General features: G+C 65.7%; 18 protein-coding genes. 14 read left to right on the forward strand and 4 right to left on the reverse strand.

What is annotated here, in order from left to right; all coding sequences use genetic code 11:
• Positions 1 to 60 precede the first annotated feature (60 nt).
• From RE429_RS07255 to RE429_RS07310, 12 genes are all read left to right on the forward strand, one after another.
• Complete coding sequence (locus tag RE429_RS07255) at positions 61 to 984, forward strand: D-alanine--D-alanine ligase (protein WP_414473643.1); 924 nt, start codon at positions 61 to 63, stop codon at positions 982 to 984.
• Complete coding sequence (locus RE429_RS07260) at positions 951 to 1,913, forward strand: cell division protein FtsQ/DivIB (RefSeq protein ID WP_414473644.1); 963 nt, start codon at positions 951 to 953, stop codon at positions 1,911 to 1,913. Before RE429_RS07255 ends, RE429_RS07260 begins: the two co-directional genes overlap by 34 nt.
• Positions 1,910 to 3,232 (forward strand): cell division protein FtsA, encoded by a 1,323-nt coding sequence (ftsA, locus tag RE429_RS07265; protein WP_414473645.1) that lies wholly within the window; start codon positions 1,910 to 1,912, stop codon positions 3,230 to 3,232. The genes RE429_RS07260 and ftsA overlap by 4 nt, the downstream gene beginning before the upstream one ends.
• Positions 3,233 to 3,335: 103 nt before the next feature.
• Entirely contained in the window at positions 3,336 to 5,012 is a 1,677-nt protein-coding gene (gene ftsZ / locus RE429_RS07270) for a cell division protein FtsZ (protein ID WP_414473646.1), read from the forward strand.
• Positions 5,013 to 5,281: 269 nt separating this feature from the next.
• On the forward strand, positions 5,282 to 6,226 hold the full coding sequence (gene lpxC / locus RE429_RS07275; protein ID WP_414473647.1) for a UDP-3-O-acyl-N-acetylglucosamine deacetylase: 945 nt from the start codon (positions 5,282 to 5,284) through the stop codon (positions 6,224 to 6,226).
• A 177-nt stretch (positions 6,227 to 6,403) separates the two neighbouring features.
• Entirely contained in the window at positions 6,404 to 7,300 is an 897-nt protein-coding gene (locus tag RE429_RS07280) for an outer membrane protein assembly factor BamD (protein WP_414473648.1), read from the forward strand.
• A 12-nt stretch (positions 7,301 to 7,312) separates the two neighbouring features.
• Positions 7,313 to 8,989, forward strand: coding sequence for a DNA repair protein RecN (gene recN, locus RE429_RS07285; RefSeq protein ID WP_414473649.1), 1,677 nt, complete (start codon positions 7,313 to 7,315; stop codon positions 8,987 to 8,989).
• Between the two features lie 169 nt (positions 8,990 to 9,158).
• Entirely contained in the window at positions 9,159 to 10,364 is a 1,206-nt protein-coding gene (locus RE429_RS07290; RefSeq protein WP_414473650.1) for a multidrug effflux MFS transporter, read from the forward strand.
• Between the two features lie 81 nt (positions 10,365 to 10,445).
• Positions 10,446 to 12,605 (forward strand): NAD-dependent DNA ligase LigA, encoded by a 2,160-nt coding sequence (ligA, locus tag RE429_RS07295; protein ID WP_414473651.1) that lies wholly within the window; start codon positions 10,446 to 10,448, stop codon positions 12,603 to 12,605.
• A gap of 46 nt (positions 12,606 to 12,651) precedes the next feature.
• Positions 12,652 to 13,521 carry an AraC family transcriptional regulator gene (locus RE429_RS07300; RefSeq protein ID WP_414473652.1) on the forward strand — a complete coding sequence of 290 codons (870 nt, stop codon included), beginning with the start codon at positions 12,652 to 12,654 and terminating at the stop codon, positions 13,519 to 13,521.
• Positions 13,522 to 13,661: 140 nt separating this feature from the next.
• The gene (locus RE429_RS07305) at positions 13,662 to 14,372 is read left to right on the forward strand and encodes an AzlC family ABC transporter permease (protein ID WP_414473653.1); all 711 of its coding nucleotides are present in this window, start codon (positions 13,662 to 13,664) and stop codon (positions 14,370 to 14,372) included.
• The gene (locus RE429_RS07310) at positions 14,369 to 14,668 is read left to right on the forward strand and encodes an AzlD family protein (protein WP_414473654.1); all 300 of its coding nucleotides are present in this window, start codon (positions 14,369 to 14,371) and stop codon (positions 14,666 to 14,668) included. Before RE429_RS07305 ends, RE429_RS07310 begins: the two co-directional genes overlap by 4 nt.
• Before the next feature lie 110 nt (positions 14,669 to 14,778).
• Here the strand turns inward: RE429_RS07310 and RE429_RS07315 are convergent, their stop codons facing one another.
• Positions 14,779 to 16,599 carry an aminopeptidase P family protein gene (locus tag RE429_RS07315; RefSeq protein ID WP_414473655.1) on the reverse strand — a complete coding sequence of 607 codons (1,821 nt, stop codon included), beginning with the start codon at positions 16,597 to 16,599 and terminating at the stop codon, positions 14,779 to 14,781.
• Positions 16,600 to 16,892: 293 nt separating this feature from the next.
• Between RE429_RS07315 and RE429_RS07320 the strand changes: the two genes are divergently transcribed.
• Complete coding sequence (locus RE429_RS07320) at positions 16,893 to 17,117, forward strand: hypothetical protein (RefSeq protein ID WP_414473656.1); 225 nt, start codon at positions 16,893 to 16,895, stop codon at positions 17,115 to 17,117.
• 150 nt (positions 17,118 to 17,267) lie between these two features.
• On the opposite strand, the gene RE429_RS07325 is transcribed toward RE429_RS07320, so the two are convergent.
• Positions 17,268 to 18,188, reverse strand: a complete 921-nt coding sequence (locus RE429_RS07325; RefSeq protein ID WP_414473657.1) for a 50S ribosomal protein L11 methyltransferase — start codon at positions 18,186 to 18,188, stop codon at positions 17,268 to 17,270.
• Between the two features lie 156 nt (positions 18,189 to 18,344).
• Between RE429_RS07325 and RE429_RS07330 the strand changes: the two genes are divergently transcribed.
• Positions 18,345 to 19,220, forward strand: coding sequence for an SDR family NAD(P)-dependent oxidoreductase (locus tag RE429_RS07330; RefSeq protein WP_414473658.1), 876 nt, complete (start codon positions 18,345 to 18,347; stop codon positions 19,218 to 19,220).
• A gap of 36 nt (positions 19,221 to 19,256) precedes the next feature.
• On the opposite strand, the gene RE429_RS07335 is transcribed toward RE429_RS07330, so the two are convergent.
• Positions 19,257 to 20,528 (reverse strand): class I SAM-dependent methyltransferase, encoded by a 1,272-nt coding sequence (locus RE429_RS07335; protein WP_414473659.1) that lies wholly within the window; start codon positions 20,526 to 20,528, stop codon positions 19,257 to 19,259.
• A gap of 305 nt (positions 20,529 to 20,833) precedes the next feature.
• Positions 20,834 to 23,239, reverse strand: coding sequence for an ATP-dependent helicase (locus tag RE429_RS07340; protein ID WP_414473660.1), 2,406 nt, complete (start codon positions 23,237 to 23,239; stop codon positions 20,834 to 20,836).
• Between the last annotated feature and the right edge of the window lie 129 nt (positions 23,240 to 23,368).

The following is a 23,368-nucleotide window of genomic DNA, read 5'->3' on the forward strand; positions in this document are numbered from 1 at the left end:
GAATCACTTTGTTAACGCCCGGCTGGTTCACTGAAGCGGCTGCAGGCGAAGGAGCATGTCATGGCCAAGCACGTTGCCGTTCTCTATGGCGGCTGGTCCGCGGAACGCGAGGTGAGCCTCGCCACCGGCCGCGCCTGCTGCAAGGCCCTGGAGGGGCAGGGGTACAGGGTCACCCCCATCGATGCACAGCCGGACATCGCGACCGTCCTTCAGGCCACGGCCCCGGATGTCGTGTTCAATGCGCTCCACGGCCGCGTCGGGGAGGACGGCACCATCCAGGGCCTCCTGGAAATTCTGAGAATTCCCTATACCCATTCGGGCGTCCTCGCCTCGGCACTTGCGATGCAGAAGGACAGGGCCAAGGTCGTCATGGCGGCCGCCGGCGTGCCGGTGCCCAAGGGAATAGTTGTTAACAGATCGGAAGCGGCCAGAAGCCATGTCCTGCCGGCGCCCTACGTGATCAAGCCGGTGAGCGAGGGTTCCTCCGTGGGGGTCATCATCGTCCGGGAGGACCGTTCCCATCCGCCTCAGGAACTGCTCAGGGAAGACTGGGCTTTCGGCGAGAAAGTCCTTGTGGAATCGTATGTTGCGGGGCGTGAACTCACCTGCGCGGTCATGGGCGACCGGGCGCTCGGGGTGATCGATATCCGCCCCGCGACCGGCGTCTTCTACGACTATGACGCAAAGTATGTGAAGGGCGGGTCCATTCACGTGCTGCCGGCAGAAATTAAACCGAATATTTACCAAAAGGTCCAAGAGTTGGCGTTAACGGCGCATCAAGCGCTCGGCTGCAGGGGAATCAGCCGCGCCGACTTGCGGTACGACGACACCCCCGGTGGAACCGGGGAACTCGTGGTCCTGGAGGTCAACACGCAACCCGGCATGACCGAGACGAGCTTGGTGCCAGAAATCGCAGCCCATGCGGGCTACACTTTTGGCGAGCTTGTGCAATGGATGGTGGAGGACGCTACCTGCAATCGATGACGGCCTACCCGGCCGGCGTTGTTGCGACGCGCGCTGCCTCCAGCAGGCAGCCTTCCCGAATCAAGAAATTCTTCGGCTCCTCGCAGAGCGTCCGGCGTCGACCCGCCGGCGCTCCGCTCGAGAGGCGGATCCCCCGCTATCTGGGGACCTGGCTGACGCTCGGCTTCCTTTCGGGGGTCGTGACCCTCGGTCTCTGGCAGGGCGGTCACCTCGATACCTTCATCCGCGAGCATGGCCAGCCGCATCATGCGCTGGCCCGCGCGCTCGGTCTCGGACTCGAGAGCATTACGATTTCCGGGATTTCCCAGATGCGCGAGACCGAGGTTCTGGCGGCTGGGGGGCTGAACTCCAAGCTGGCTTTGGTCTTCCTCGACGTGAACGAGTTGCGCGAACGCCTCGAGCGCGTTCCGATGATCGAGAGCGCCACGGTCCGCAAGCTCTATCCGAACGAGCTCGTGATCTCGCTCACCGAGCGCCGGCCCTATGCCATCTGGCAGAACAACGGCGAACTCTTCGTCATTGCGGCCGACGGCACGGTCATCGACCTGATGCAGGACGAGCGCTTCGTCAACCTGCCCTTCGTCGTGGGCGAGGGCGCCAATGCCCGCAGCAAGGAATATTTCGCGCTGCTCGATGCGGCCGGCCCGCTGAAGGAACGGATCCGCGCCGGGACGCTCGTCGCAGGCCGTCGCTGGACGCTGAAGATGGATAACGGCATGGACGTGCGCCTGCCCGAGAAGGGGGCCGCCGATGCGCTGGCCCGTCTCGTGAAGCTCGAGAACGAGCAGAAGATTTTGGAAAAGGACGTGCTCGCGATCGATCTGCGGATGGCTGATCGCGTCGTGGTCCGTCTCACGGAGGAGGCGGCTCTGGCCCGCGCCGAGTCGCTGAAGAAGAAACCGATGCGCGGCAAGGGGGTCGATACATGAGTCTCTCGGGTCACGGGCTGACGCCGCGCCTCAAGCCTTTGTCCGCGCGCAAGAGCGCCATTCTCTCGGTCCTCGACATCGGAACGAGCAAGGTGGTCTGCGTCGTGGCGGAGCTGAAGCCGGCCGACGAGGTCGAGTCGCTGCGCAGCCGCACCCATGTGGCGCGCATCCTCGGCATCGGCCATCAGCGCTCCGCCGGCTTGAAGGGCGGCGTCGTCGTTGATTTGGAAGCGGCCGAAACAGCCATTCGCCAGGCCGTCCACGCGGCGGAGCGGATGGCGAAGGTGGAAATTCAGTCGGTGATCGTGAATCTCACCGGCGGCCGCCTCGCCTCGGAGCATTTCGAGGCGCATGTTCCGGTGCGCGGCGCCGTCAACGATGGCGACGTTCATCGCGTGCTCGATGCGGCATCGTCTTACGATCTGCGTCGCGGCCGCGCGATCCTCCACGCGCTGCCGACGGGCTTCTCGCTCGATGCGCAGAACCATATCGTCGATCCCGCCGGCATGATCGGTGAGCAGCTCGGCGTCGATCTTCACGTGGTCACCACGGAAGCCGCTGCCGCGCGCAACCTGATGCTGGCGGTCGAGCGCTGCCATCTCGGGGTGGAGGCGGTGATCTCCTCTCCTTACGCCTCGGGTCTCTCGGCTCTTGTGGACGACGAGGCCGATATGGGCTGCGCCGTCGTCGACATGGGCGCGGGCACCACGAGCGTCGGCATTTTCTCCAACGGGCATCTCGTGCATACGGATGCCATCGCGGTCGGCGGTCACCACGTGACCATGGACATCGCGCGCGGGCTCACGACCCGCGTTTCCGCCGCCGAGCGGCTCAAGACCCTCTACGGATCCGCGATCACGTCGAGCGCGGATGACCGGGACATGATCGCGGTGCCGCAGGTCGATGAGGACGAACGGGACGTTCCGAATCATCTGCCGAAGTCGCACCTCGTTCGCATCATCAAGCCGCGGGTCGAGGAAATCCTCGAACTCGTGCGCGACCGCCTGAAGAGCGCGGGCTTCGCAGCCCAGGCCGGACGGCGCGTCGTGCTGACGGGGGGCGCAAGCCAGCTCGTCGGGCTGCCGGAAACGGCACGCCGCATTCTTCAGGGCCAGGTTCGTGTCGGGCGTCCGCTCGGCATCAAGGGTCTGCCCGAGGCGGCGAAAGGCCCTGCCTTTTCGGCGGTGGTCGGTCTCCTGGTCTACCCCCAGGTGGCGCATATCGAGTACTTCGAGCCGCGCTCGAGCGGCTTGTTTCAGAGTACGGGAACCGACGGCTACTTCTCGCGGGTGAGCCGGTGGATTCGCGATAGTTTTTAAAGCGTAGCGCGGTGACGCGGCGGGTCATCGCGAGAGTTCGAAGTCAACAAGGGTAAGCGTCGGCCAAACGCTGTCAGTCTAAAGGGCCAAAGAGGCACAGGTCATGGCAATCAATCAGCAAGCTCCGGACATCCGGGAACTCAAGCCGCACATCACTGTCTTCGGTGTCGGCGGCGCCGGCGGCAACGCCGTGAACAACATGATCGAGTCCGGTCTGGAGGGCGTCGAGTTCGTCGTCTCGAACACCGATGCCCAGGCGCTGGCCTCCTCCAAGGCTCAGCGCGTGATCCAGATGGGCATCCAGGTCACCGAGGGCCTCGGCGCGGGCTCGCAGCCGGAAGTCGGGCGCGCTGCCGCCGAAGAGGTGATCGACGAGATCCGCGATCAGCTCGCCGGCTCCCACATGGTGTTCATCACCGCCGGCATGGGCGGCGGCACCGGCACGGGCGCGGCTCCGGTCGTGGCGCGTGCCGCCCGCGAACTCGGCATACTGACAGTCGGCGTCGTCACGAAGCCGTTCCAGTTCGAGGGCGTGCGCCGCATGCGTCTGGCCGAAGCGGGAATCGCCGAGCTCCAGCAGGCCGTCGATACCCTCATCGTCATCCCGAACCAGAACCTCTTCCGCGTCGCCACCGAGAAGACCACCTTCGCGGATGCCTTCGCGATGGCCGACCAGGTGCTCTATTCGGGCGTGGCCTGCATCACCGACCTGATGGTGAAGGAAGGTCTGATCAACCTCGACTTCGCCGACGTGCGCTCGGTCATGCGCGGCATGGGCAAGGCCATGATGGGCACCGGCGAGGCTTCCGGCGAGAAGCGCGCGATCCGCGCCGCCGAGGCGGCCATCGCCAATCCGCTCCTCGACGACGTGTCGATGAAGGGCGCCCGCGGCCTGCTGATTTCGATCACGGGCGGCAACGACCTCACCCTGTACGAGCTCGACGAGGCCGCCACCCGCATCCGCGAGGAAGTGGACCAGGATGCCAACATCATCCTCGGGGCCACCTTCGACGAGAGCCTGGAGGGCATCATCCGCGTGTCCGTGGTGGCCACGGGCATCGACCATGCCCTGCTGGAAAATGCCGGGGACCTGACCGCCACCGAGCAGCGGATCTCCGAGGTGGCCGAGCGCCTGCGCGCCGAGGCCCGGGCCCGCGCCACGCAGACCCCGGCCATGCCGGGGGTTCGGGCCAATGTCCAGGCCGAATCGGTGAAGGCGGCTCAGACCATGACCGAGGCGCACCCGGTCACGGCGCAGGCTCCGGCCGCTGCGGCTCCCCGTCCGATCGAGCAGGCTCCCCAGGCGATGGTCCGCGACGACGTGGTCCTGACGCCGGCTCAGCCCAAGTCCGCGATGGTTTATGAGACCCAGGCTCCCCAGCAGCCCGTCTATGACGAGCCGGCCGCGGATGAGACCTTCATCCCGCCGCAGGCCGAGCGCGCCATGCGCCCGGCGCGGATGCCTCGGATCGATGAGCTGCCGCTTCCGGCCCAGAATCAGATCCGTGCCAGCCGTGGCGAGATCGATCCGGTTCAGGAGCACAAGCCGTCCCTGATCCAGCGCCTGGCCACGATGGGCTTCGGCCGCCGCGACGAGCCTCAGCACGCGCCTGCCGAGCAGGCTCCGCGCCAGGAGGCCCCGCGTCAGCAGATGTCCCCGGTCCACGCGGAATACGCCCGCCGCCCGGCTCCCCAGGCGCAGCGTCCCGCTCCGGCTCAGAGGGGCATGGAGGACGATCAGCTGGAGATTCCCGCCTTCCTCCGTCGCCAGGCGAACTAAGAAGTCCGATCGAATCGTGACAGGAAGGGCTCCGGTTGCACTGCAACCGGAGCCCTTCTTGCATAAATCCCTTATTTAACAGACGGTTAAGAATTGCCGAGTTTGTAACAGATCGTAAAAAAGCGTGATTTGGCCTAGCCTGAGCGGGAGACTATGTTGCCCTTGTCGAAAGGGCGGGGCCCAGTTCGATCCCGCCAGTCAAACAGTTACAGCGAACGCATCGCGCAGTGGGTCTCACAAGCGGCGATCATGTTCGAGGTTCAAAGATAATGAAGCAAAGCCATCAAACCACACTCCGCGCCGCCGTTACGCTCGTAGGCATCGGCGTCCATTCCGGGGATGAGGTGAAGATGATCCTCCATCCGGCGGAGGTGAACCATGGCATTGCCTTCCTGCGCACCGGCTTGCCGGGCGGCCTGGACCGCCTCATCGATGCCCGCCATCTCGCGGTGACCGCGACCGAGCTTTGCACCGTGATCGGAGATCGCGAGAGCGGGGCGGTGGCGACGATCGAGCATCTGATGGCGGCCCTGACCGGCCTCGGCATCGATAACGTGCTCGTCGAGATCGACGGGCCGGAAGTGCCGATTCTCGACGGCAGCTCGGCGCCCTTCATCGATGCCATCGATCAGATCGGGATCGTGGCCCAGGGCGCGAGCCGCCGCTATCTCAAGGTTCTCAAGCCGGTCCGCGTGAGCCAGGGCAAGGCTTTCGCGGAGCTCTTCCCGAACGAGCGCGCCTTCCGCCTCGATGTGGAGATCGATTTTCCGACCCCGGTGATCGGACGCCAGCGCAAGGCGATCGATCTTTCGCCGTCCGTGTTCCGTCGCGAAATTTCCCGCGCCCGCACCTTCGGCTTCATGCGTGACGTGGAGAAGCTCTGGGGGGCCGGCTTCGCCCTTGGCGCTTCGCTCGAGAACACGGTCGCCATCGGCGACGACGGCATCATGAATCCCGAGGGGCTGCGCTACAGGGACGAGTTCGTCCGCCACAAGCTTCTCGACGCAGTCGGCGATCTGTCTCTCGCCGGTTTTCCGCTGCTCGGGACCTACCGGTCCTATTGCGGCGGTCATCGCCTGAACTTCTCCGTGCTGGAGGCTCTTTTCTCGAGCCGTTCGAACTACGCGATCGTGGACGCCGTTCCGCGCCGCGAGCCCGGCTATGCGGAGGTCGGCAGCGCGGCGATGGCCGCGTTCGCTCCCGAGATCCATTGAGGCCTTGCGGCCGAAGTCGCATCGAGCGCCTTTTGGCCGCATGATTTCGGGCGGCTTTGCCCCATCCATGTGGGTAAAGCCTCTCGGATGGGGTTGGCTGTTGGCCCCTGCATAGGTTAAAGAACCTCAGTGCATCGTTAAAAATCACCGGGCACGGATTTTGGAGGACCGCGAGGCATGTCTTTCGCGAAGGTTTACTTGAGTTTGCGGGCCGCTGCTGGACGCGCGCTGTTGGTGGGTGCCTGCGGACTGGCGCTCGCCGGCTGCGATACGCTGTCGTCAATCAACCCCTTCGACAAGAGCGATGCCTACAAGCCGGAGATCGTCGCGGACGTTCCGGCCGAAGAGATCTACAATGACGGTCTCGCGCGGATCCAGAAGAAGGATTACGAAGGCGCCGCCAAGAAGTTCAACAGCCTCGACCGCCAGTACCCATATTCCGAATGGGCGCGCAAAGGGCTGATCATGGAGGCCTATGCCAATTACGAGGGTGGCCTCTACGAGGAGGCGATCACCGCCTCCAAGCGCTACCTGCAGCAGCATCCGAGCACTCCGGATGCCGCGTATGCCCAGTATCTGATGGCCTCGTCCTATTACGATCAGATTCCGGACGTCACCCGTGATCAGGCTGCATCCGAGCGCGCCATCGCGTCGCTGCAGGACCTGGTCCAGCGTTATCCGCAGTCCGAATACTCGGCCGACGCGAAGAAGAAGATCCAGGTCGCCAGCGACCAGCTCGCCGGCAAGGAGATGGAGATCGGCCGCTTCTACCTTCAGAAGCGCAACTATTCCGGAGCCATCAACCGGTTCCGCATCGTGATTTCGCGCTATCAGACGACCCGTCACACGGAAGAGGCGCTCCAGCGTCTCGCCGAGGCCTACATGGCCATGGGCGTCGTCGGCGAGGCGCAGACCGCCGCCGCCGTTCTCGGCCACAACTTCCCTGACAGTCCCTGGTACAAGGACGCCTATGCCCTGCTGACCAAGGGCGGCGTTGAGCCGCGCGAGGATTCCCAATCCTGGATCAGCAAGGCCTTCCGCGGCGTGCCCCAGGTCAGTCAGCGGGCGGGGTAAGCCTCACTTTCCATGCTGATCCAGCTGGCGATACGCGACATCGTCCTGATCGACAGGCTCGAGCTCCATTTCCACCAGGGGCTCTCCGTCCTCACGGGTGAAACGGGCGCGGGCAAATCGATCCTGCTCGACGCCTTTGCTCTGGCCCTCGGCGGCCGAGGCGATGGAAGCCTCGTCCGCCATGGCGAATCTCAAGGGCAGGTCACTGCCGTTTTCGATTGCCCGGTGGATCATCCTGCCCGACGCATCGCGCGGGAGGCGGAGATCGATGTGGACGGGGACCTGATCCTGCGCCGGATCCAGGTCGCCGACGGGCGCACCCGCGCCTTCGTCAACGATCAGCCGGTCAGCGTCCAGGTGCTCCGGGCCATCGGGGCAACCCTGGTCGAGATCCACGGACAGCATGACGACCGCGCCCTCGTGGACCCCGTCAGCCACCGGGCCATTCTCGATGCGTTCGGGGGGCTTTCGGACGAACTGCAGGCCGTGGGCGAAGCAGCCCGGCGCGTGCGGGAAGCCCGCACCGCCCTGCAGGAGCATCGCAGCCGCATCGAAAAGGCCCGCAAGGAGGCCGACTTTCTTCGCCACGCCGTGGAGGAGCTGACCACGCTCAACCCACTGGCCGGGGAGGAGGAGGCTCTGGCCGAGCGCCGGGTCGTCATGATGCAATCCGAGAAGGTCGCTCAGGATCTCAGCGAGGCCTTCGAGGCCGTTGCGGGCCACTCGTCTCCGATCCCGGAGCTCTCGGCCGCCGTGCGCAAGCTGGAGCGGCGCAGCGCGCAGGCTCCGGCTCTCGTGGAGCCGTCCGTCAAGGCGCTCGATGCGGCGCTGGTCGCCATCGACGAGGCCCGCGCGGCTCTCGAAGAGGCGATCCGCGCCACCGAATACGATCCCCGTGAGCTGGAGCAGACCGAGGAACGTCTCTTCGCGCTTCGGGCCGCCGCCCGTAAATACGACGTGCCCGCCGACGATCTCGCCGCTTTGCGTCAGCGTTTCGAGGGTGACGTCGCGGCCATCGATGCCGGGGAGGAGCGGCTCGCAACCTTGGAAAAGGCCCTGAAGGAAGCCGACCGGGCCTATCTCGCCGCCGCCAGGAAGCTCTCCGAGGGGCGCCGGAAAGCCGCGCAGTCGCTCGATGCGGCCGTGCAGGCCGAGCTGCCGCCCCTCAAGCTGGAGCGCGCCCGCTTCATCACGGACATCCAGACCGACGAGGACAGCCGCGATCCTGCCGGCTTCGAGCGCGTGGAGTTCTGGGCCCAGACCAATCCGGGCACCCGTCCGGGGCCGCTCATGAAGGTGGCGTCCGGCGGCGAGCTCTCCCGCTTCATGCTGGCGCTCAAGGTGGTGCTGGCCGACAAGGGCTCGGCGCCGACCCTCGTCTTCGACGAAATCGACACGGGCGTCGGCGGCGCCGTGGCGGATGCCATCGGCCAGCGCCTCGCGCGCCTGGCCAAGCGCGTCCAGGTCATGGCCGTGACCCATGCGCCGCAGGTGGCCGCCCGGGCTTCGAGCCATTTCCTCATCGCCAAGGAGGGGATCGTCGGTGCCGAGGACCGCGTGGCGACCCGTGTCATTCCGCTGGATGCCGCTCCGCGACGCGAGGAGATCGCCCGCATGCTCGCCGGTGCGACGATCACCGAGGAGGCCCGCGCCGCCGCCGCCCGTCTCCTGGAAGCAGCCGCGCATTGAGGATCGCGTCGCCGTCGCGGGCCCCATCGCCCTGCGGAGGAAGCCGGCTAACCGGTTGCTAAGGAATTGAGGCGCAAACAGGAGGCTCGCTCAAGGCTTGGCCCCTCGGGTGCGGCTCCGTGAGCGGCCCGGGCCTTCATTCCTCATTCTTTGGCAAGGCTTCATCCTTGTGAGGCACAATCCCTTCTCTGCAGACGGCACGACGCGCAAGCCCGCTCTCTGGCTGCTGGTGCTGATCACCTTCACCGGCACCCTGGCGATGCACATGTTCGTGCCGGCGCTTCCGATCGCCGCTCAGGATCTGGGCGCCGGCTTCGCCGCCATGCAGATGACCATCAGCCTGTACATTCTCGGCCTTGCCTTCGGCCAGCTGGTCTACGGTCCTCTCTCCGATTGCTTCGGGCGCAGGCCGATCCTCATGGTGGGGCTCGTCCTCTACACCGCGTCCGGGATCGCCGCAGGGTTGGCTCCCGGAGTCTATGCCCTGATCGCCGCGCGGCTCTTCCAGGCGCTCGGCGGCTGCGCCGGCCTGGTGCTGGGGCGCGCCATGGTGCGGGACATCTCGGGCCCCGAGGCAGCCGCCCGTCAGCTTGCTGTGATGAACCTGATCGTGGTCATCGGACCGGCCCTCGCGCCGCTCTTCGGCGGGCTCCTGGCCTCGAGCTTCGGCTGGCGTTCGATCTTCCTGCTGCTCGTCGTGCTTGGGGCGACGAACATCCTGTGCGTCTGGCGGCTGCTGCCGGAAACCGGGCAGCGCTCGGGCACGATCAGCGTGGCCTCCCTGGGGCGCGACTACAAAGGGCTTCTGGGTTCACGGGCGTTCCTCGGCTATGCGCTCGGCGGGAGCTGCGCGACGACGTCGAGCTATGCCTTCATTGCGGCGGCCCCGTTCATCTTCGAGGAGCTGGGCCGCCCTGCCCATGATGTCGGGATCGCGCTCGGATTGCTGGCCGTGGGGGCCTCCATCGGAAGCGCCCTTGCAAGCCGTCTCATCGGCCGGGTGAAGATGGAGCCTCTGATGATCGGGGCCAACGCGCTGAGCGCCTGTGCGGCGCTGATGCTCCTGGGCCTCGTCCTGCTGGGGGCGGTCGATGCGTTTTCCGCGACCGGTTTGATGGTTCTGTTCACGATCGGCGCCAGCCTGTCGAGCCCTGCCGCTCTGACCAAGGCCGTGAGCGTCAATCCGAAGCTGATCGGTTCGGCATCGGGCCTCTACGGGTTCACGCAGATGGCGGTCGGAGCGATCTGCACATCCTTGTCCGGATTGGGGCGCGATCCGGCGCTCGCCGCGGCCGGCGTTCTGGCCGGGGCCGGGGTGATCAGCCAGATCGCCTTCTGGATCGCCTCGCGGCAGGAGGGGGCGCTCAAGGTCTAGCTCGGCCTCCGGTTTCTCCGGCCCACTGGAGAGTTGGAGCCAAGGCGCTATGGTTCACCTCACATCAACCTCGATTCGATCATGTCCGCGAAACACGCCCCCTCCCTGAAGTCCGTCGACGAATTGACACTCCCGGAAGCCCGTGCCGAGCACGAAGGCCTGGGCCGCGAGATCGCGGAACACGACCGGCGCTATTACGAAGAAGACGCGCCCACCGTCTCGGACGCGGAATACGACGCCCTGCGCAAGCGCTACGAGGCTCTGGAGGGGCTTTTCCCCGAGCTCAAGACGTCCGAGAGCCTGACCCAGAAGGTCGGTTCCAGGGCCTCCGAGAAATTCACCAAGATCCGGCATCGAATCCCGATGCTTTCACTGTCCAACGGCTTTGCCGACGAGGAGGTGGAGGAGTTCGTCGAGCGCATCCGCCGCTTCCTGCAATGGAAGGCCGATGCACCGCTGGTGTTCACGGCGGAGCCCAAGATCGACGGCCTTTCCCTGAGCATCCGCTACGAGAAGGGAAAGCTCGTCACGGCGGCGACCCGCGGCGACGGCGCGGTGGGCGAGGACGTAACGAACAATGCCCGAACGGTCGGCGACATTCCGCATGTGCTGAAGGGCCGGAACATTCCCGACGTGTTCGAGGTGCGCGGCGAGGTCTATCTCTCGCACAGGGATTTCGCGGCGATCAACGAGCGGCAGGAGGCGGCGGGCAAGCCGCTCTTCGCCAATCCCCGCAATGCGGCGGCCGGCAGCCTGCGCCAGCTCGACCCGAAGATCACGGCTTCGCGTCCCTTGTGCTTCTTCGCCTATGCCTGGGGCGAGGTGAGCGCGATGCCGGCCGATACGCAATACGGCATGATGGAAGCGTTGAGGGGCTTCGGTTTCCAGGTGAACCCGCTCACGCGCCGCTGCTCCAGCGTTGCCGAGATGCTCGACCATTACCATGCCATCGAGACCGATCGCGCCAATCTCGGCTACGACATCGACGGCGTCGTCTACAAGGTCGACGACCTGAGCCTCCAGCAGCGCCTCGGCTTCGTGTCGCGTTCGCCGCGGTGGGCGCTCGCTCACAAGTTCCCGGCCCAGAAAGCCGTGACCGTGCTGGAGGACATCGAGATCAATGTCGGCCGGACGGGCTCGCTCAATCCGATCGCCCGCCTGCGCCCGGTGACGGTGGGCGGCGTCGTGGTGTCGAACGCCACGCTGCACAACGAGGACTACATCAAAGGCATCGGCGGCAACGGCGAGAAGATCCGCAACGGTGTCGATATCCGCATCGGCGATACGGTCGTCATCAACCGCGCGGGCGACGTCATTCCGAAGGTGCTCGACGTGGTGCTGGAGAAGCGCCCCGCCGACGCGAAGCCTTATGAGTTTCCGACCCATTGCCCGGCCTGCGGCAGTCACGCGGTGCGCGAGGTCAATCCACGCACAGGCAAGGAGGATGCGGTGCGCCGATGCACCGGCGGCCTCATCTGCCCGGCGCAGGCGCGTGAACGCCTGAAGCATTTCGTGTCACGCAATGCCTTCGACATCGAGGGCATGGGCGAGCAGCGCATCGACGAGTTCTACGAGGAGGGCCTGGTGCGGCGCCCGCAGGACATCTTCACGCTGGCGGAGCGCAACGCGCGCAGCCTCAAGCGACTGGAGAACCGGGAGGGTTGGGGCGAGACGAGCGTGCGCAATCTCTTCGCGGCCATCGAGGCCCGGCGCGCGATTGCTCTCAACCGCTTGATCTTCGCCCTCGGCATACCGCATGTGGGCGAAACCTCCGCGCGCCTGCTCGCCCGGCATTTCGGCACCTTCGAGGCTTTGCGGGAAACGGCCAAGGCGGCGGCGGATCCGGCATCGGAAGCCCATGCGGAACTCACTGCCATCGGCGGGATCGGCCCCGTGGTCGCCGAGGCCATCGTCGAGTTCTTCAAGGAGGAACACAACGAAGAGATGCTCGATGCCCTGCTGACCCAGGTGAAAGCCGAGCCCATGGAGGCGCCGGCGGGCGTCGACTCGCCCGTTGCGGGCAAGACGGTGGTCTTCACCGGTTCCCTCGAGCAGATGACCCGCGAGGAGGCGAAAGCCATGGCCGAGCGTCTCGGCGCCAAAGTCGCGGGTTCGGTTTCCAAGAAGACCGACATCGTGGTTGCCGGCCCCGGAGCCGGGTCGAAGCTGGCCAAGGCGGCCGAGCTCGGCCTGCAGGTCATGGACGAGGACGGCTGGTTCGCCCTCGTGGGGCGAGGATGAGACTCCCGTCCAAGACTTGAGCCGGCCGATATGGCATGATCCGGACATGACGGTGATCACTCCCGAGCTTTCGATCGATCCCGACCAGAGGGGGGCGGGCGATGTGACGCATTTCTGGCGGGTCTCGCGTCTGCGCGGCCTGGGGTGTCTGCGGGCCACCTTCCGGCGTCATTCCTATGCCCGCCATACCCATGAAACCTACGCCATCGCGGCGATCCTGGCCGGGTGCGAGACCTTCTTTCACCGGGGCGAGCAGCGCTATGCCCCTGCGGGCAGCATCGCCGTCGTGTGTCCGGACGAGATCCATGACGGTGAGCCTTACGGGGAAGGCTTCGTCTATCGGACCTTCTATCCGCCGCCGGAGCTGATGAAGGAGATCGCGGAGGACGTCGCAGGGCGGCCCCTGCCGCAAGCCCCCTGGTTCCGCCATTCCGTGATCCACGACCCCGAACTGGCCCTGACGCTCGCGCGGCTTCTCGCCTGCCTGGGGCAGGAGGGGGTGCGCGCGACCGAGCTGGAGCAGGATACGCGTCTCATCGCCTTCCTGACCAGGCTGATCGCCCGCTGGGCCGACCTCGACGGGCTTCCGCCCGCGCGCGACGCTTCAAAGAACATCGGGCCGGCGAAGGATTACCTGGAGGCTCATTTCGACCGGGAGGTCGAGTTGGACAATCTCGCCCGGCTTGCCGGACTGTCACGGAGCCATTTCATCCGGGCCTTCACCAGGGAAACCGGCCTGACCCCCCATGCCTATCTCATGGATCGGCGTTTCCGGGCGGCAAGCCGCCTCCTGGCGAAGGGCGATTCCCCAGGCGATGTGGCCCTGGCCTGCGGGTTCTTCGATCAGAGTCATCTCAACCGTGTCTTCAAAGCCCGCATGGGCGTGACGCCAGGGGCTTACCGCCAAGGGGCCTGACATCGAGGGGGCCTGACATCGAGGGGGCCTGACATCGAGGGGGGCCCTGACATCGAGGGAACGGCCGTCAGGCGTGAATCGCAATTTTATCCAAGACGCTTCCTCCTCTCTGTCCCATAGGAGAGGGAACGAGGATGGCCATGGATCAACCGACCCCAATTTTCCCGACATACAGGCGCGAGATCCGCGCGGGCCTGCGTGACATTGCTCCCGTGGCGGTCGCCGCCGTTCCCATCGGGCTTCTCTTCGGCGCCGTCGCCGCGGCCAAGGGGCTGTCGGCGCTCGAAGTCGCGCTCATGTCCGCTTTCGTCTATGCGGGCGGCGCGCAATTCGCCGTCATCGAGGCGTGGGCGCATCCCGCGCCGATTGCCGCGCTGACCTTCGCGACCTTGCTGATCAATGCGCGCCACGTGCTGATGGGCGCTTCGCTCGGACCGAAGATTCATCTCACCGGGCTCCAGAGGTTCTTCGCCTTCTTCTTCCTGACCGATGAAGCCTGGGCCCTGTCGGAGCGCCGGGCTCTCGAGCGGCCCGTCACCGGCGCCTATTGGGTGGCGATGGCCCTTGTTCTCTGGGCGAACTGGACCGTCTCGACGACGCTCGGCGCCGTGCTCGGCTCCTTCATGGGGGATCCCGCGCGCATCGGTGCGGACTTCGCCTTCACGGCCCTCTTCATCGGCCTCATCGCCGGTTTCGGCCGCAGCCGCGTGACCTTGGTCACGGTCGGCGTCAGCGCGGCCGTGGCGGCTCTCGTGCATCATCTCATCGGAGCGCCATGGCACGTGGCATCGGGCGCGCTGGCAGGCATCGCCGCGGCCTATCTCTCGGCACCTCAGGAGGGAAAGCCATGAGCCTCGACATGACGACCCTCGCCACCATCGTGGCCATGGCCGTGGTCACCTACTTCACGCGGATCGCGGGCCTCTTCGTGGCGGACCGCCTCGTGCTCACGGGGCGAGCCAAGGCGGCCTTCGATGCGATCCCGCCGGCGGTGCTGGTCTCGGTCATCGCGCCGACCGCGCTGACGACCGGGTGGGCGGAAGCGATCGCCGCCGCCATCACGGCTGTCGTCGCCTTCCGGCTGCCGCTGCTGGCGACGATCGTCGTCGGCGTCGCATCCGTCGTTATCCTGCGCAACCTGATCTAGCGCATCGTGCGAAAAAGTGGACCCGGTTTTTCGCAGCAAACGATGCGCTGTTCTTTAGTGGGAGCATCGGATTGATCCCAAAAGTGGATTCCACTTTTGGGTCCGATGCTCTAGCCGACGGCGCGGGTTGCGTCCTCAAGCCAGCTCCGTGTCCGCTCATCGAGAAGCGGGCCGATCTTTTCGCGCACGGCGGCGTGATAGTCGTTGAGCCAGGCGATCTCGTCCGTATTCATCATGGCGGGCTCGACGAGCCGCAGATCGATGGGCGTGAAGGTCAGCGTCTCGAAGCCCATCATCTCACGGTCGCCGCCAGGGATCGTGCGCGGCTCCACGAGAATCAGGTTTTCGATGCGGATGCCGTAGGCGCCCGGCTTGTAGAAGCCCGGCTCGTTGGACAGCATCATGCCGATCTCCAGCGGTGTCGTGCCGGTCTTGGCGATGCGCTGCGGGCCCTCGTGCACGGAGAGGAAGCTCCCGATCCCGTGGCCGGTGCCGTGATCGAAGTCGAGGCCCGCATCCCACAGGGGCTTGCGCGCGAAGGAGTCGATCTGCGCGCCCGTCGTGCCCTTCGGAAACACGATGCGGGCGATGGCGATGTGCCCCCGCAGCACGCGGGTGAAGCGATCCTTCATCTCGGGGCTGGGCTCGCCCACGATGATCGTGCGCGTGATGTCCGTCGTGCCGTCCTCAAACTGAGCGCCGGAATCGATCAGAAAGATCTGGTTGTTCTCGATCCTGCGGTTGCTCGAAGCCGTGACCCGGTAATGGGGCAGGGCCGCATTGGGGCCGGCGCCGGAAATGCTCGGGAACGAGATGTTCTTCAAAGCCCCGGTCTCGACCCGGAAGGCTTCCAGGGCTTCGACCGCGTCGATTTCGGTGAGTTGTCCCTTCGGCGCCTCCCGGTCGAGCCAGGCGAGGAAGCGGGCGACCGCGACGCCGTCGCGCAGGTGTGCCGCATGAGAGCCCGCGATCTCGGCGTTGTTCTTCACGGCCTTCATCAAGGCGATGGGGTCCGCTCCCACGTCCACCGTGCCGCCGGCGGCTTCGATCCGGCGGATCAGGGCGACGGCGCCCGTCGCCGAATCGACGCGCACCTTGCCGCCGGTCTGCCCGAGGGCATCCAGGGCGCTCTGGAAGGACGCGATGGGGGCAAACTCGGCGAGCTCGCCCACCGCAGCCCCGGCTTCGTTGGTGATCTTCGCCGGATCGAAGAACAGGCTCGCGCGGCCTTGCCTCGGCAGCACGGCATAGCCGAGGGGCAGAGGCGTATGGCCGACGTCGCCGCCCCGCAGGTTGAAGGCCCAGGCGAGGTTGTGCGGGTCGGAGATCACGAGCGCGTCGAGCTTGGCCTCCGCCATCTTCTTCCGGACCCGCTCCAGCTTCGCCGCGGCCGTCTCGCCGGCATAGTCGAGCGGATGGGGACGGACCGGCGCCTGCGGCGGGGCAGGGCGGTCGATCCAGATCACGTCGACCAGGTTCATGTCGACGGGCGAGAGCGAACCGCCCGCGCGCGCCACCGCCTGCTCCAGGCGCTTGAGGCTGTCGCTCGTGTGAAGCCAGGGATCGTAGGCGAGCACGCCGCCTTCCGGCAGGTTCGCGGCGATCCAATCCTCGGCCGACATGTCGGCGAGCTGAACGGGGGCGATCACCGAGGTATCGACCTGCTCGGCCGCCTGGACCGTGTAGCGTCCGTCGACCACGAGGGCCGCCTTGTCCAGCAGGATGACGGCCGTTCCCGCCGACCCCGTAAATCCGGTGAGCCAGGCCAGGCGCTCGGCGCTCTTGGGCACGTATTCGCCCTGGTGCTCGTCGGCCCGGGGCACGATGAAGCCGTCGAAGCCGCGGCGGGTCAGTTCGGCCCGCAGCTTGGCAATATGAACGGGCCCCTGGGAGGGGGAGGTCGTGTCGTCGAAAAATTGAAACTGAGCCATCCGAACAGCACCGGAAAATCGAACGAGGGAGGCAGCACGCTATGCCGGAGCGGGATGTCCTGCAACCGCGACGCTGCGCATGGGTCTGCATATGCAGCAGACATTGTGCCTGTCCACCGAGCGGGATCTGCCCGCCGGGCGGCCCCCGTCGATTGTGCAGTGCAAAATGCGCATGGCTCGCCTGCAAACGGCCCATCTACTACTAAAGTCGGGTAGAGCTTACATGAAGCGTAACAAGAACAGAGGAGCGCTGATCTGAAGGGCCTCAACACCAATCCGTTGGAGACGAGCCCATGAACACAGCCGCTTTCCCGCCCGTCCATGCCGGTCGGGTTCAGACCCCGTCCACGTTTTCATGGGTCGTCCGGAACGTCGTCGGCGCCCTTGCCGAAAGCCGCGCCCGGGATGCCGCGCGCCAGTTGCGCCGTCACGAAGCTCTGATGGCGGATCTCGCCCGCAGGCAGACACACACCGCCGACTTCTTGATGCAGAGCAATGATCTGCCGTTCAAGATCTGAGACAAGAATTCGACTGAAGAGAGAAGGAACAAGCCATGTTGATCGCCGCCGCCATGAAAGCCATCCGCGAGATCGTCGCCGACACCATCAGCCTCCGCCGCGAACTGGCACGGCGCTACCCTGGCGCCCTCGCCGAGTAAGCCTTACGGATCAATGGCGGGGTTGCGGACGTGCGCTGCCCCGCTTCAGCACGAGGGCTGCCCAGCCTTCGAGATCGTAGCGGCGCTGAAGATACCAGCCCTGATGGGCATAGGCCGACAGCACGCCCGGAACGTCGTGGCCAAGAAGCCCTGACAGGATCAGCGCTCCGTCGCCGCTCGCCACGCGGGCCAGCGAGGGCGCCAGCACGCGCAGGGGCTTTGCCAGGATATTGGCGAAGACCAGATCGAAATGGCCCGGCCGGTCGGCTTCCACGTTGCGCGTGCCGGGGCCCACATAGAGCTTCATCCACGGCCCGATGCCGTTGAGCCGCGCATTCTCCTTCGCGACCCGCACCGCTTCCGGATCGATATCGCCCGCGATCACGGGGCGCTTGAGAACCTTGGCGGCCGCAAAGGCCAGGATGCCCGTCCCGGTTCCCACATCCAGGACGTGGCGGGGCGTGCGGATCTTCAACTCGTCCGCGAAAGCCCTCAGACATCCCAGCGTCGTGCCGTGATGGCCGGTGCCGAAGGCAAGACCCGCCTCGATCTCGATGGCGATGTCGTTGCTGCGGCGCTGCTCGCGGTCATGTGAGCCGTGAACCAGGAGGCGCCCGGCCCGTACGGGCTTCAGGCCTTCGAGGGAGTTCTTCACCCAGTCCTTCTGCTCCAGGGGCAGGAACACGCCCTTGTCCGCCTCGGCTCCGACGATGGGGCGGACGAGGTCGCGAATGGCGGCCTCGTTGGGCTCATGGGCGAAATAGGCCTCGAGCAGCCAGGGGCCGTCCTCCGTCGTCTCGAAGGAAGCGACGGCCGTTTCGGCCGGATCGAAAATCTCTCCGATCAGATCCGTCATGGCGCGCGCGGAGCGCCCGTCCGTCGTGATCCGGAAGACATGGGTGGGGCGATTGGGGTGGAGACCTTCAAGCATGGGGCTGCTCTAGCACCGCCCGTGTCACGCCTCAAGCGACCATGAGGCGCACATGAGCCGGAACCGCCCGGAGTCATGCCCGTTTTGCAAGCGCCCAATTCCTCATCCGTTTGCAAGGGCGGGTGCGCCCGCAAGAGAGCCCCCAGGAGAGTCCCCATGTCCGGACGTCTTTTCGATAAGGTCGCTATCATCACCGGTGCCGGCACCGGGATCGGCGAGGCCATCGCGCTCAAATTCGCCCGCGAAGGCGCGCGCCTTCTCCTCGTCGGCCTGCCCGACGATCCGGTGGAGGACGTGGCAAGGCTCATCAACGGGGTGGGGGGCTTCGCGGAGATCTATCTTGGCGATATCGCCGAGGAGCATCACGCTCAAGCTGCCGTCGAGGCCTGCGTGAGCGCCTATGGACGCATCGACGTGCTCGTCAACAATGCGGGCGTGTTCCTGGCGGTCGCGGAGACGCAGGATTATCCCATCGACAAGTTCGACGAGACCTTCCGGTCCAACGTGCGCTCGGTCTTCCTGATGACGAAGTACGCCTTGCCTCATCTTCAGGAGACCCACGGCAACATCCTCGCCACGGGCTCCGAGGCCGGCACGCTGGGACATCCGAAGAACACGCCCTATGGGGGCACGAAGGCCTTCATCCATTCCTTCATTCGCGGTGTCGCGGCGGAGCAGGTGCCGTATGGCGTCCGCGCGAACTGCGTCTGCCCCGGGCCGATCGATACGGCCTGGACGCACAAGTCGACGGGCCCGATGGATTCGGAATTGGCCGCCATGATCACGCAGGCGACCCCCATGGGGCGGCGCGGGACCCCGGAGGAAGTGGCCAACGTGTTCTGCTTCCTCGCCTCGGACGAGGCGAGTTTCGTCACCGGCGCGCTCTACGCGGTCGATGGCGGCATCACGATCTCCAAGGGCCCCGTGGGAACAAAGGCGTCCTCCCACTTCAAGACGCAGCCGAAGAACACGCTGCCCACGCGCCACTCCCATGACGGTCTGAGGAACAAGGATTACGAGACGCTGACCTGATGGACCGTCCTTGCCGAAGGCGGCGATCAGGGACGATCAGATCGGCGTCAGCTCCCTGGCGGCGTCGAGAACCTTGAGGCGCTCGTTTTCCTTTGCCATGTACGCGCGCTGCGTGTCGGTGACGTAGTCGCGCACGATGGGGGCGGCATCGCGTTTCCGGGCGAGCTGCATATGGAAGACGAGCTGGCTGCCCGTGGTGAACATCGTCTCGGCGCTGATGAGATAGAATTCGAACATCCGGCAGAAGCGCTCGTCATACATGGCGGCGATCGTCTCGCGGTTGGCTTCGAAACGCCTGTGCCAGTGATTGAGGGTTTTCGCGTAATGCAGGCGCAGGAACTCGAGATCGGTCACCCACAGGCTGTTCTGCTCCACGACGGGAAAGACCTCCGACAGGGCCGGAGAATACGCGCCGGGGAAGATGTATTTCCGCAGCCACGGGCTTGCGGTTCCCGGCGGGCTCATCTTGCCGATGGAGTGCAGCACCATCAGGCCGTCATCGTCGAGCAGCGCGTTGATCTTGGCGAAAAACTCGCCGTAATGATGCACGCCCACATGCTCGAACATGCCGACCGACACGATGCGGTCGAAACGCCTGTCGATGTTGCGGTAGTCGAGAAGCTCGAAGCGCACGCGATGCGACAGGCCCGCGCGCCGCGCCTTCTCGTTGGAGAGCTCGTACTGCTCCTTCGAGAGCGTCACGCCGGTCACGTCCACGTCCTCCATCGCCGCGAGATAGAGCGCCAGATCACCCCATCCGCTGCCGATATCGAGGATCCTGAGACCGGGCTTCAATTGCAGTTTCGACGCGATCAGGCGCAGCTTGTTCTGCTGCGCCTCTTCGAGGGTATCGTCGTCGTTGATGAAATAGGCGCAGGAATACTGCATGCCCTTGTCGAGGAAGAGCTTGTAGAAGTCGTTTCCGAGGTCGTAATGGTGCGCGACGTTCTGCTGCGCCTTGCCGACGGGGTTGGCTTGCTGAAACCGTTTCACGGCGCGGGAGATGCGCTTGAGCGCGTTCTGAAGGGGATAATTGGCCAGGGTCGAGCGGTTCTGGGAGAAGAGATTCAGGAAGTCCCGCAATGTGGAGCCTTCCTCGAAGCTCATGCGGCCGTCCATATAGGCCTCGCCTGCATGCAGCTCCGGATTGAGGAAGAGCTTGTGATAGAGCGAACGGTCCGTGAGCCGCATGGTGACGTTGAGGCCCGGCTTCGTTCCGCCGAAGACATGCACGTTGCCGTCCGCGTCGATGACCTTCAGCGTGCCCGTGCGCACGAAGGATCTCAGCATGTGGGACAAGGGGAACATGAGAGCCTCTCTCGACCATTTCGGGGCGGGATGGTTCCATAGTTACCAGCTCGAAGCTAGAGGTTAAATGCGGATCGGAACTAGCCTAAAGTAAGGGGGGCCGCGCCGAAGATCAGGAGCAGCCGCAAATCGCTCTCGTTGGAGGACGGACTCCCATTCGGGGACGGAGGCGTCACTTGCGCTACCGGCGTTCTCAAGACGTGGATGGCCGCAACGAGTGCGGCCATGACGATGGCGCCTGCACCAGACACGAGAGTTGCCGCAATTTTTGACGACGAACCGGATCCACTTCGCCGAAAAATGCTCTAACCCATGGCCTCGACGAAGCTGTCGAGCACCATCTTGCGCCCGGCCTTGTCGAATTCGACGGTGAGCTTGTTGCCGTCCACAGCCTCGATGGTGCCGGGGCCGAATTTCGAGTGCAGAACACGTCCGCCGACGGAAAAGCCCGAGGTCCCGGTGGATTTTGCGACGAGCTCGCCCTCGATCATCATCGGGCCGCGGCGCTCGCCCGAGCGGCGGGCGGAGTAGCCGCCATCCGTGGTGCTCGCGCGGTGGGCCTGGGCCCGCTGCCAGCCGGGCGTCTGATAGGAGGAGCCGCCGAACGGCTGCGCCCGGTCGAAGCGCGATCCGCCGTATCCGCCGCCATAGGAGAAGTTCGCGGGCGCCTCCACGATCTCCACATCCGCCTCCGGCAGGTCGTCGACGAAGCGGCTCGGCACCGTGGAGTTCCACAGACCGTGAATGCGCCGGTTGGACGCGAAGTAGATCTTCGCGTGACGCTTCGCGCGGGTGAGGCCCACATGGGCCAGGCGCCGCTCCTCCTCCAAGCCCGCGCGGCCGCTCTCGTCGAGGGCGCGCTGACTGGGGAAGAGGCCTTCCTCCCATCCGGGCAGGAACACGGTATCGAATTCGAGGCCCTTGGCGGCGTGGAGCGTCATCAGGCTCACGCGCTCGGTGGTATCGCTCTCGTTCGCCTCCATCACGAGGGAGACATGCTCCAGGAAGCTCTGGAGATCCGGGAACTCCTCCATGGAGCGCACGAGCTCCTTGAGGTTTTCGAGGCGACCTGCGGCATCGGCGGATTTCTCCTTCTGCCACATATCGGTGTAGCCGGATTCCTCCAGCACCGTCTGGGCCACGTCCGACTGGGACATGGTCTCGGACAGTTTCGACCAGCGCGAGAACGAGATGAGAAGGTCGCGCAGCGTCGCGCGCGGCTTCGGCTTCAGCTCGTCGGTCTCGACGATGAAGCGGGCCGCCTCCGTCAGGGGCACGCGCGCGGCGCGCGCATGGTTGTGGAGCACCTGGATCGTCGCATCGCCCAGGCCGCGCTTCGGCACGTTGACGATGCGCTCGAAGGCCAGGTCGTCGGCGGGCTGGTTCACGACCCGCAGGTAAGCCAGCGCGTCGCGGATTTCCGCGCGCTCATAGAATCGTGGGCCGCCGATGACCCGATAGGGGACGCCGGGCTGCACGAGACGATCTTCGATCTCGCGCATCTGCGCCGAGATGCGCACGAGAATCGCGATTTCCGAGAGCGGATGCTTCTTGGCGTGCAGCGCCTCGATTTCCTCGCCGATGAGGCGCGCCTCGTCCTCCGAGTCCCATGCGCCGGTGATCGTCACCTTCTCGCCGAGCTCGTCCTCCGTGCGCAGGGTCTTGCCGAGGCGTCCCTGATTCTTGGCGATCAGGACGGAAGCTGCCGAGAGGATGTGGCCGGTGGAACGGTAGTTGCGCTCGAGGCGGATGACCGTGGCGCCCGGAAAGTCGTGATCGAAGCGCAGGATGTTGTCGACCTCCGCGCCGCGCCAGCCGTAGATCGACTGGTCGTCGTCGCCGACACAGCAAAGGTTCTTGCGCTTCTGAGCGAGCAGGCGCAGCCAGAGATACTGCGCGACGTTGGTGTCCTGGTACTCGTCCACCAGCATGTAGCGGAAACGCTCCTGGTACTGTTCCAGGACATCCGGATGCTCGCGCCAGAGGCGCAGGCATTCGAGCAGAAGGTCGCCGAAATCGACGGCGTTGAGGACCTTCAGGCGCTCCTGATAGGCGCGGTAAAGCCGTCCGCCCTTGCCGTTGGCGAAAGCGCCCGCTTCCCCGGCCGCGACCTGATCGGGGCCGAGGCCGCGATTCTTCCAGCTGTCGATGAGGCCGGCGAGCTGGCGCGCGGGCCAGCGCTTCTCGTCGATCCCTTCCGCCTCGATCACCTGCTTCATCAGGCGCAGCTGATCGTCGGTGCCGAGAATGGTGAAGTCGGACCGCAGGCCGACGAGTTCCGCGTGACGGCGCAGGATCCGGGTGCCGATGGAGTGGAAGGTGCCGAGCCATTGCATGCCCTCGGCCACGTCCCCGATGGCGCGGCCGATGCGCTCCCGCATCTCCCGGGCCGCCTTGTTGGTGAAGGTGACCGCGAGGATCTGCGACGGCCAGGCTTTGCCGGTGGCGATCAGATGGGCGATGCGGGTCGTGAGCACCCGCGTCTTTCCCGTGCCGGCGCCGGCCAGCACGAGGACGGGGCCTTCGGTGGCCTCCACGGCGGCGCGCTGCTCGGGGTTCAGGCCGTTCAGATAGGCCAGCTGAGGCGCGACCGCCGCGCGGGCACGCGCGCTCAGGGAGCCGGAGGAGGGCTGGTGCGCCAGGGAGTCCGGGGCCAAATCGTCCGGGGCCGGGCCGTCGTGAGGATCGGGGCTGTTGTCAGGCTGATTCATCGGGGCGACCATGGATCAAAAGGCGAACGGCGTCGAGCCCGGAAATGCCTCTCGGCGCGCGGGCGGGCGAGAGCCCGCGCCGTTGCCGGACGAGGCTCCCATCGCCATATAAGGATCGAGTGCTTTTAA

It is taken from the genome of Microvirga sp. M2 (genome assembly GCF_047497095.1).
Taxonomy (GTDB): domain Bacteria; phylum Pseudomonadota; class Alphaproteobacteria; order Rhizobiales; family Beijerinckiaceae; genus Microvirga.

Coding starts and splice junctions, on each gene's coding strand:
- RE429_RS07255 (WP_414473643.1), top strand. CDS start 61: ATGGCCAAGCACGTTGCCGTTCTCTATGGCGGCTGGTCCGCGGAACGC.
- RE429_RS07260 (WP_414473644.1), top strand. CDS start 951: ATGGATGGTGGAGGACGCTACCTGCAATCGATGACGGCCTACCCGGCC.
- ftsA (WP_414473645.1), top strand. CDS start 1,910: ATGAGTCTCTCGGGTCACGGGCTGACGCCGCGCCTCAAGCCTTTGTCC.
- ftsZ (WP_414473646.1), top strand. CDS start 3,336: ATGGCAATCAATCAGCAAGCTCCGGACATCCGGGAACTCAAGCCGCAC.
- lpxC (WP_414473647.1), top strand. CDS start 5,282: ATGAAGCAAAGCCATCAAACCACACTCCGCGCCGCCGTTACGCTCGTA.
- RE429_RS07280 (WP_414473648.1), top strand. CDS start 6,404: ATGTCTTTCGCGAAGGTTTACTTGAGTTTGCGGGCCGCTGCTGGACGC.
- recN (WP_414473649.1), top strand. CDS start 7,313: ATGCTGATCCAGCTGGCGATACGCGACATCGTCCTGATCGACAGGCTC.
- ligA (WP_414473651.1), top strand. CDS start 10,446: ATGTCCGCGAAACACGCCCCCTCCCTGAAGTCCGTCGACGAATTGACA.
- RE429_RS07300 (WP_414473652.1), top strand. CDS start 12,652: ATGACGGTGATCACTCCCGAGCTTTCGATCGATCCCGACCAGAGGGGG.
- RE429_RS07305 (WP_414473653.1), top strand. CDS start 13,662: ATGGATCAACCGACCCCAATTTTCCCGACATACAGGCGCGAGATCCGC.
- RE429_RS07310 (WP_414473654.1), top strand. CDS start 14,369: ATGAGCCTCGACATGACGACCCTCGCCACCATCGTGGCCATGGCCGTG.
- RE429_RS07315 (WP_414473655.1), bottom strand. CDS start 16,599: ATGGCTCAGTTTCAATTTTTCGACGACACGACCTCCCCCTCCCAGGGG.
- RE429_RS07320 (WP_414473656.1), top strand. CDS start 16,893: ATGAACACAGCCGCTTTCCCGCCCGTCCATGCCGGTCGGGTTCAGACC.
- RE429_RS07325 (WP_414473657.1), bottom strand. CDS start 18,188: ATGCTTGAAGGTCTCCACCCCAATCGCCCCACCCATGTCTTCCGGATC.
- RE429_RS07330 (WP_414473658.1), top strand. CDS start 18,345: ATGTCCGGACGTCTTTTCGATAAGGTCGCTATCATCACCGGTGCCGGC.
- RE429_RS07335 (WP_414473659.1), bottom strand. CDS start 20,528: ATGTTCCCCTTGTCCCACATGCTGAGATCCTTCGTGCGCACGGGCACG.
- RE429_RS07340 (WP_414473660.1), bottom strand. CDS start 23,239: ATGAATCAGCCTGACAACAGCCCCGATCCTCACGACGGCCCGGCCCCG.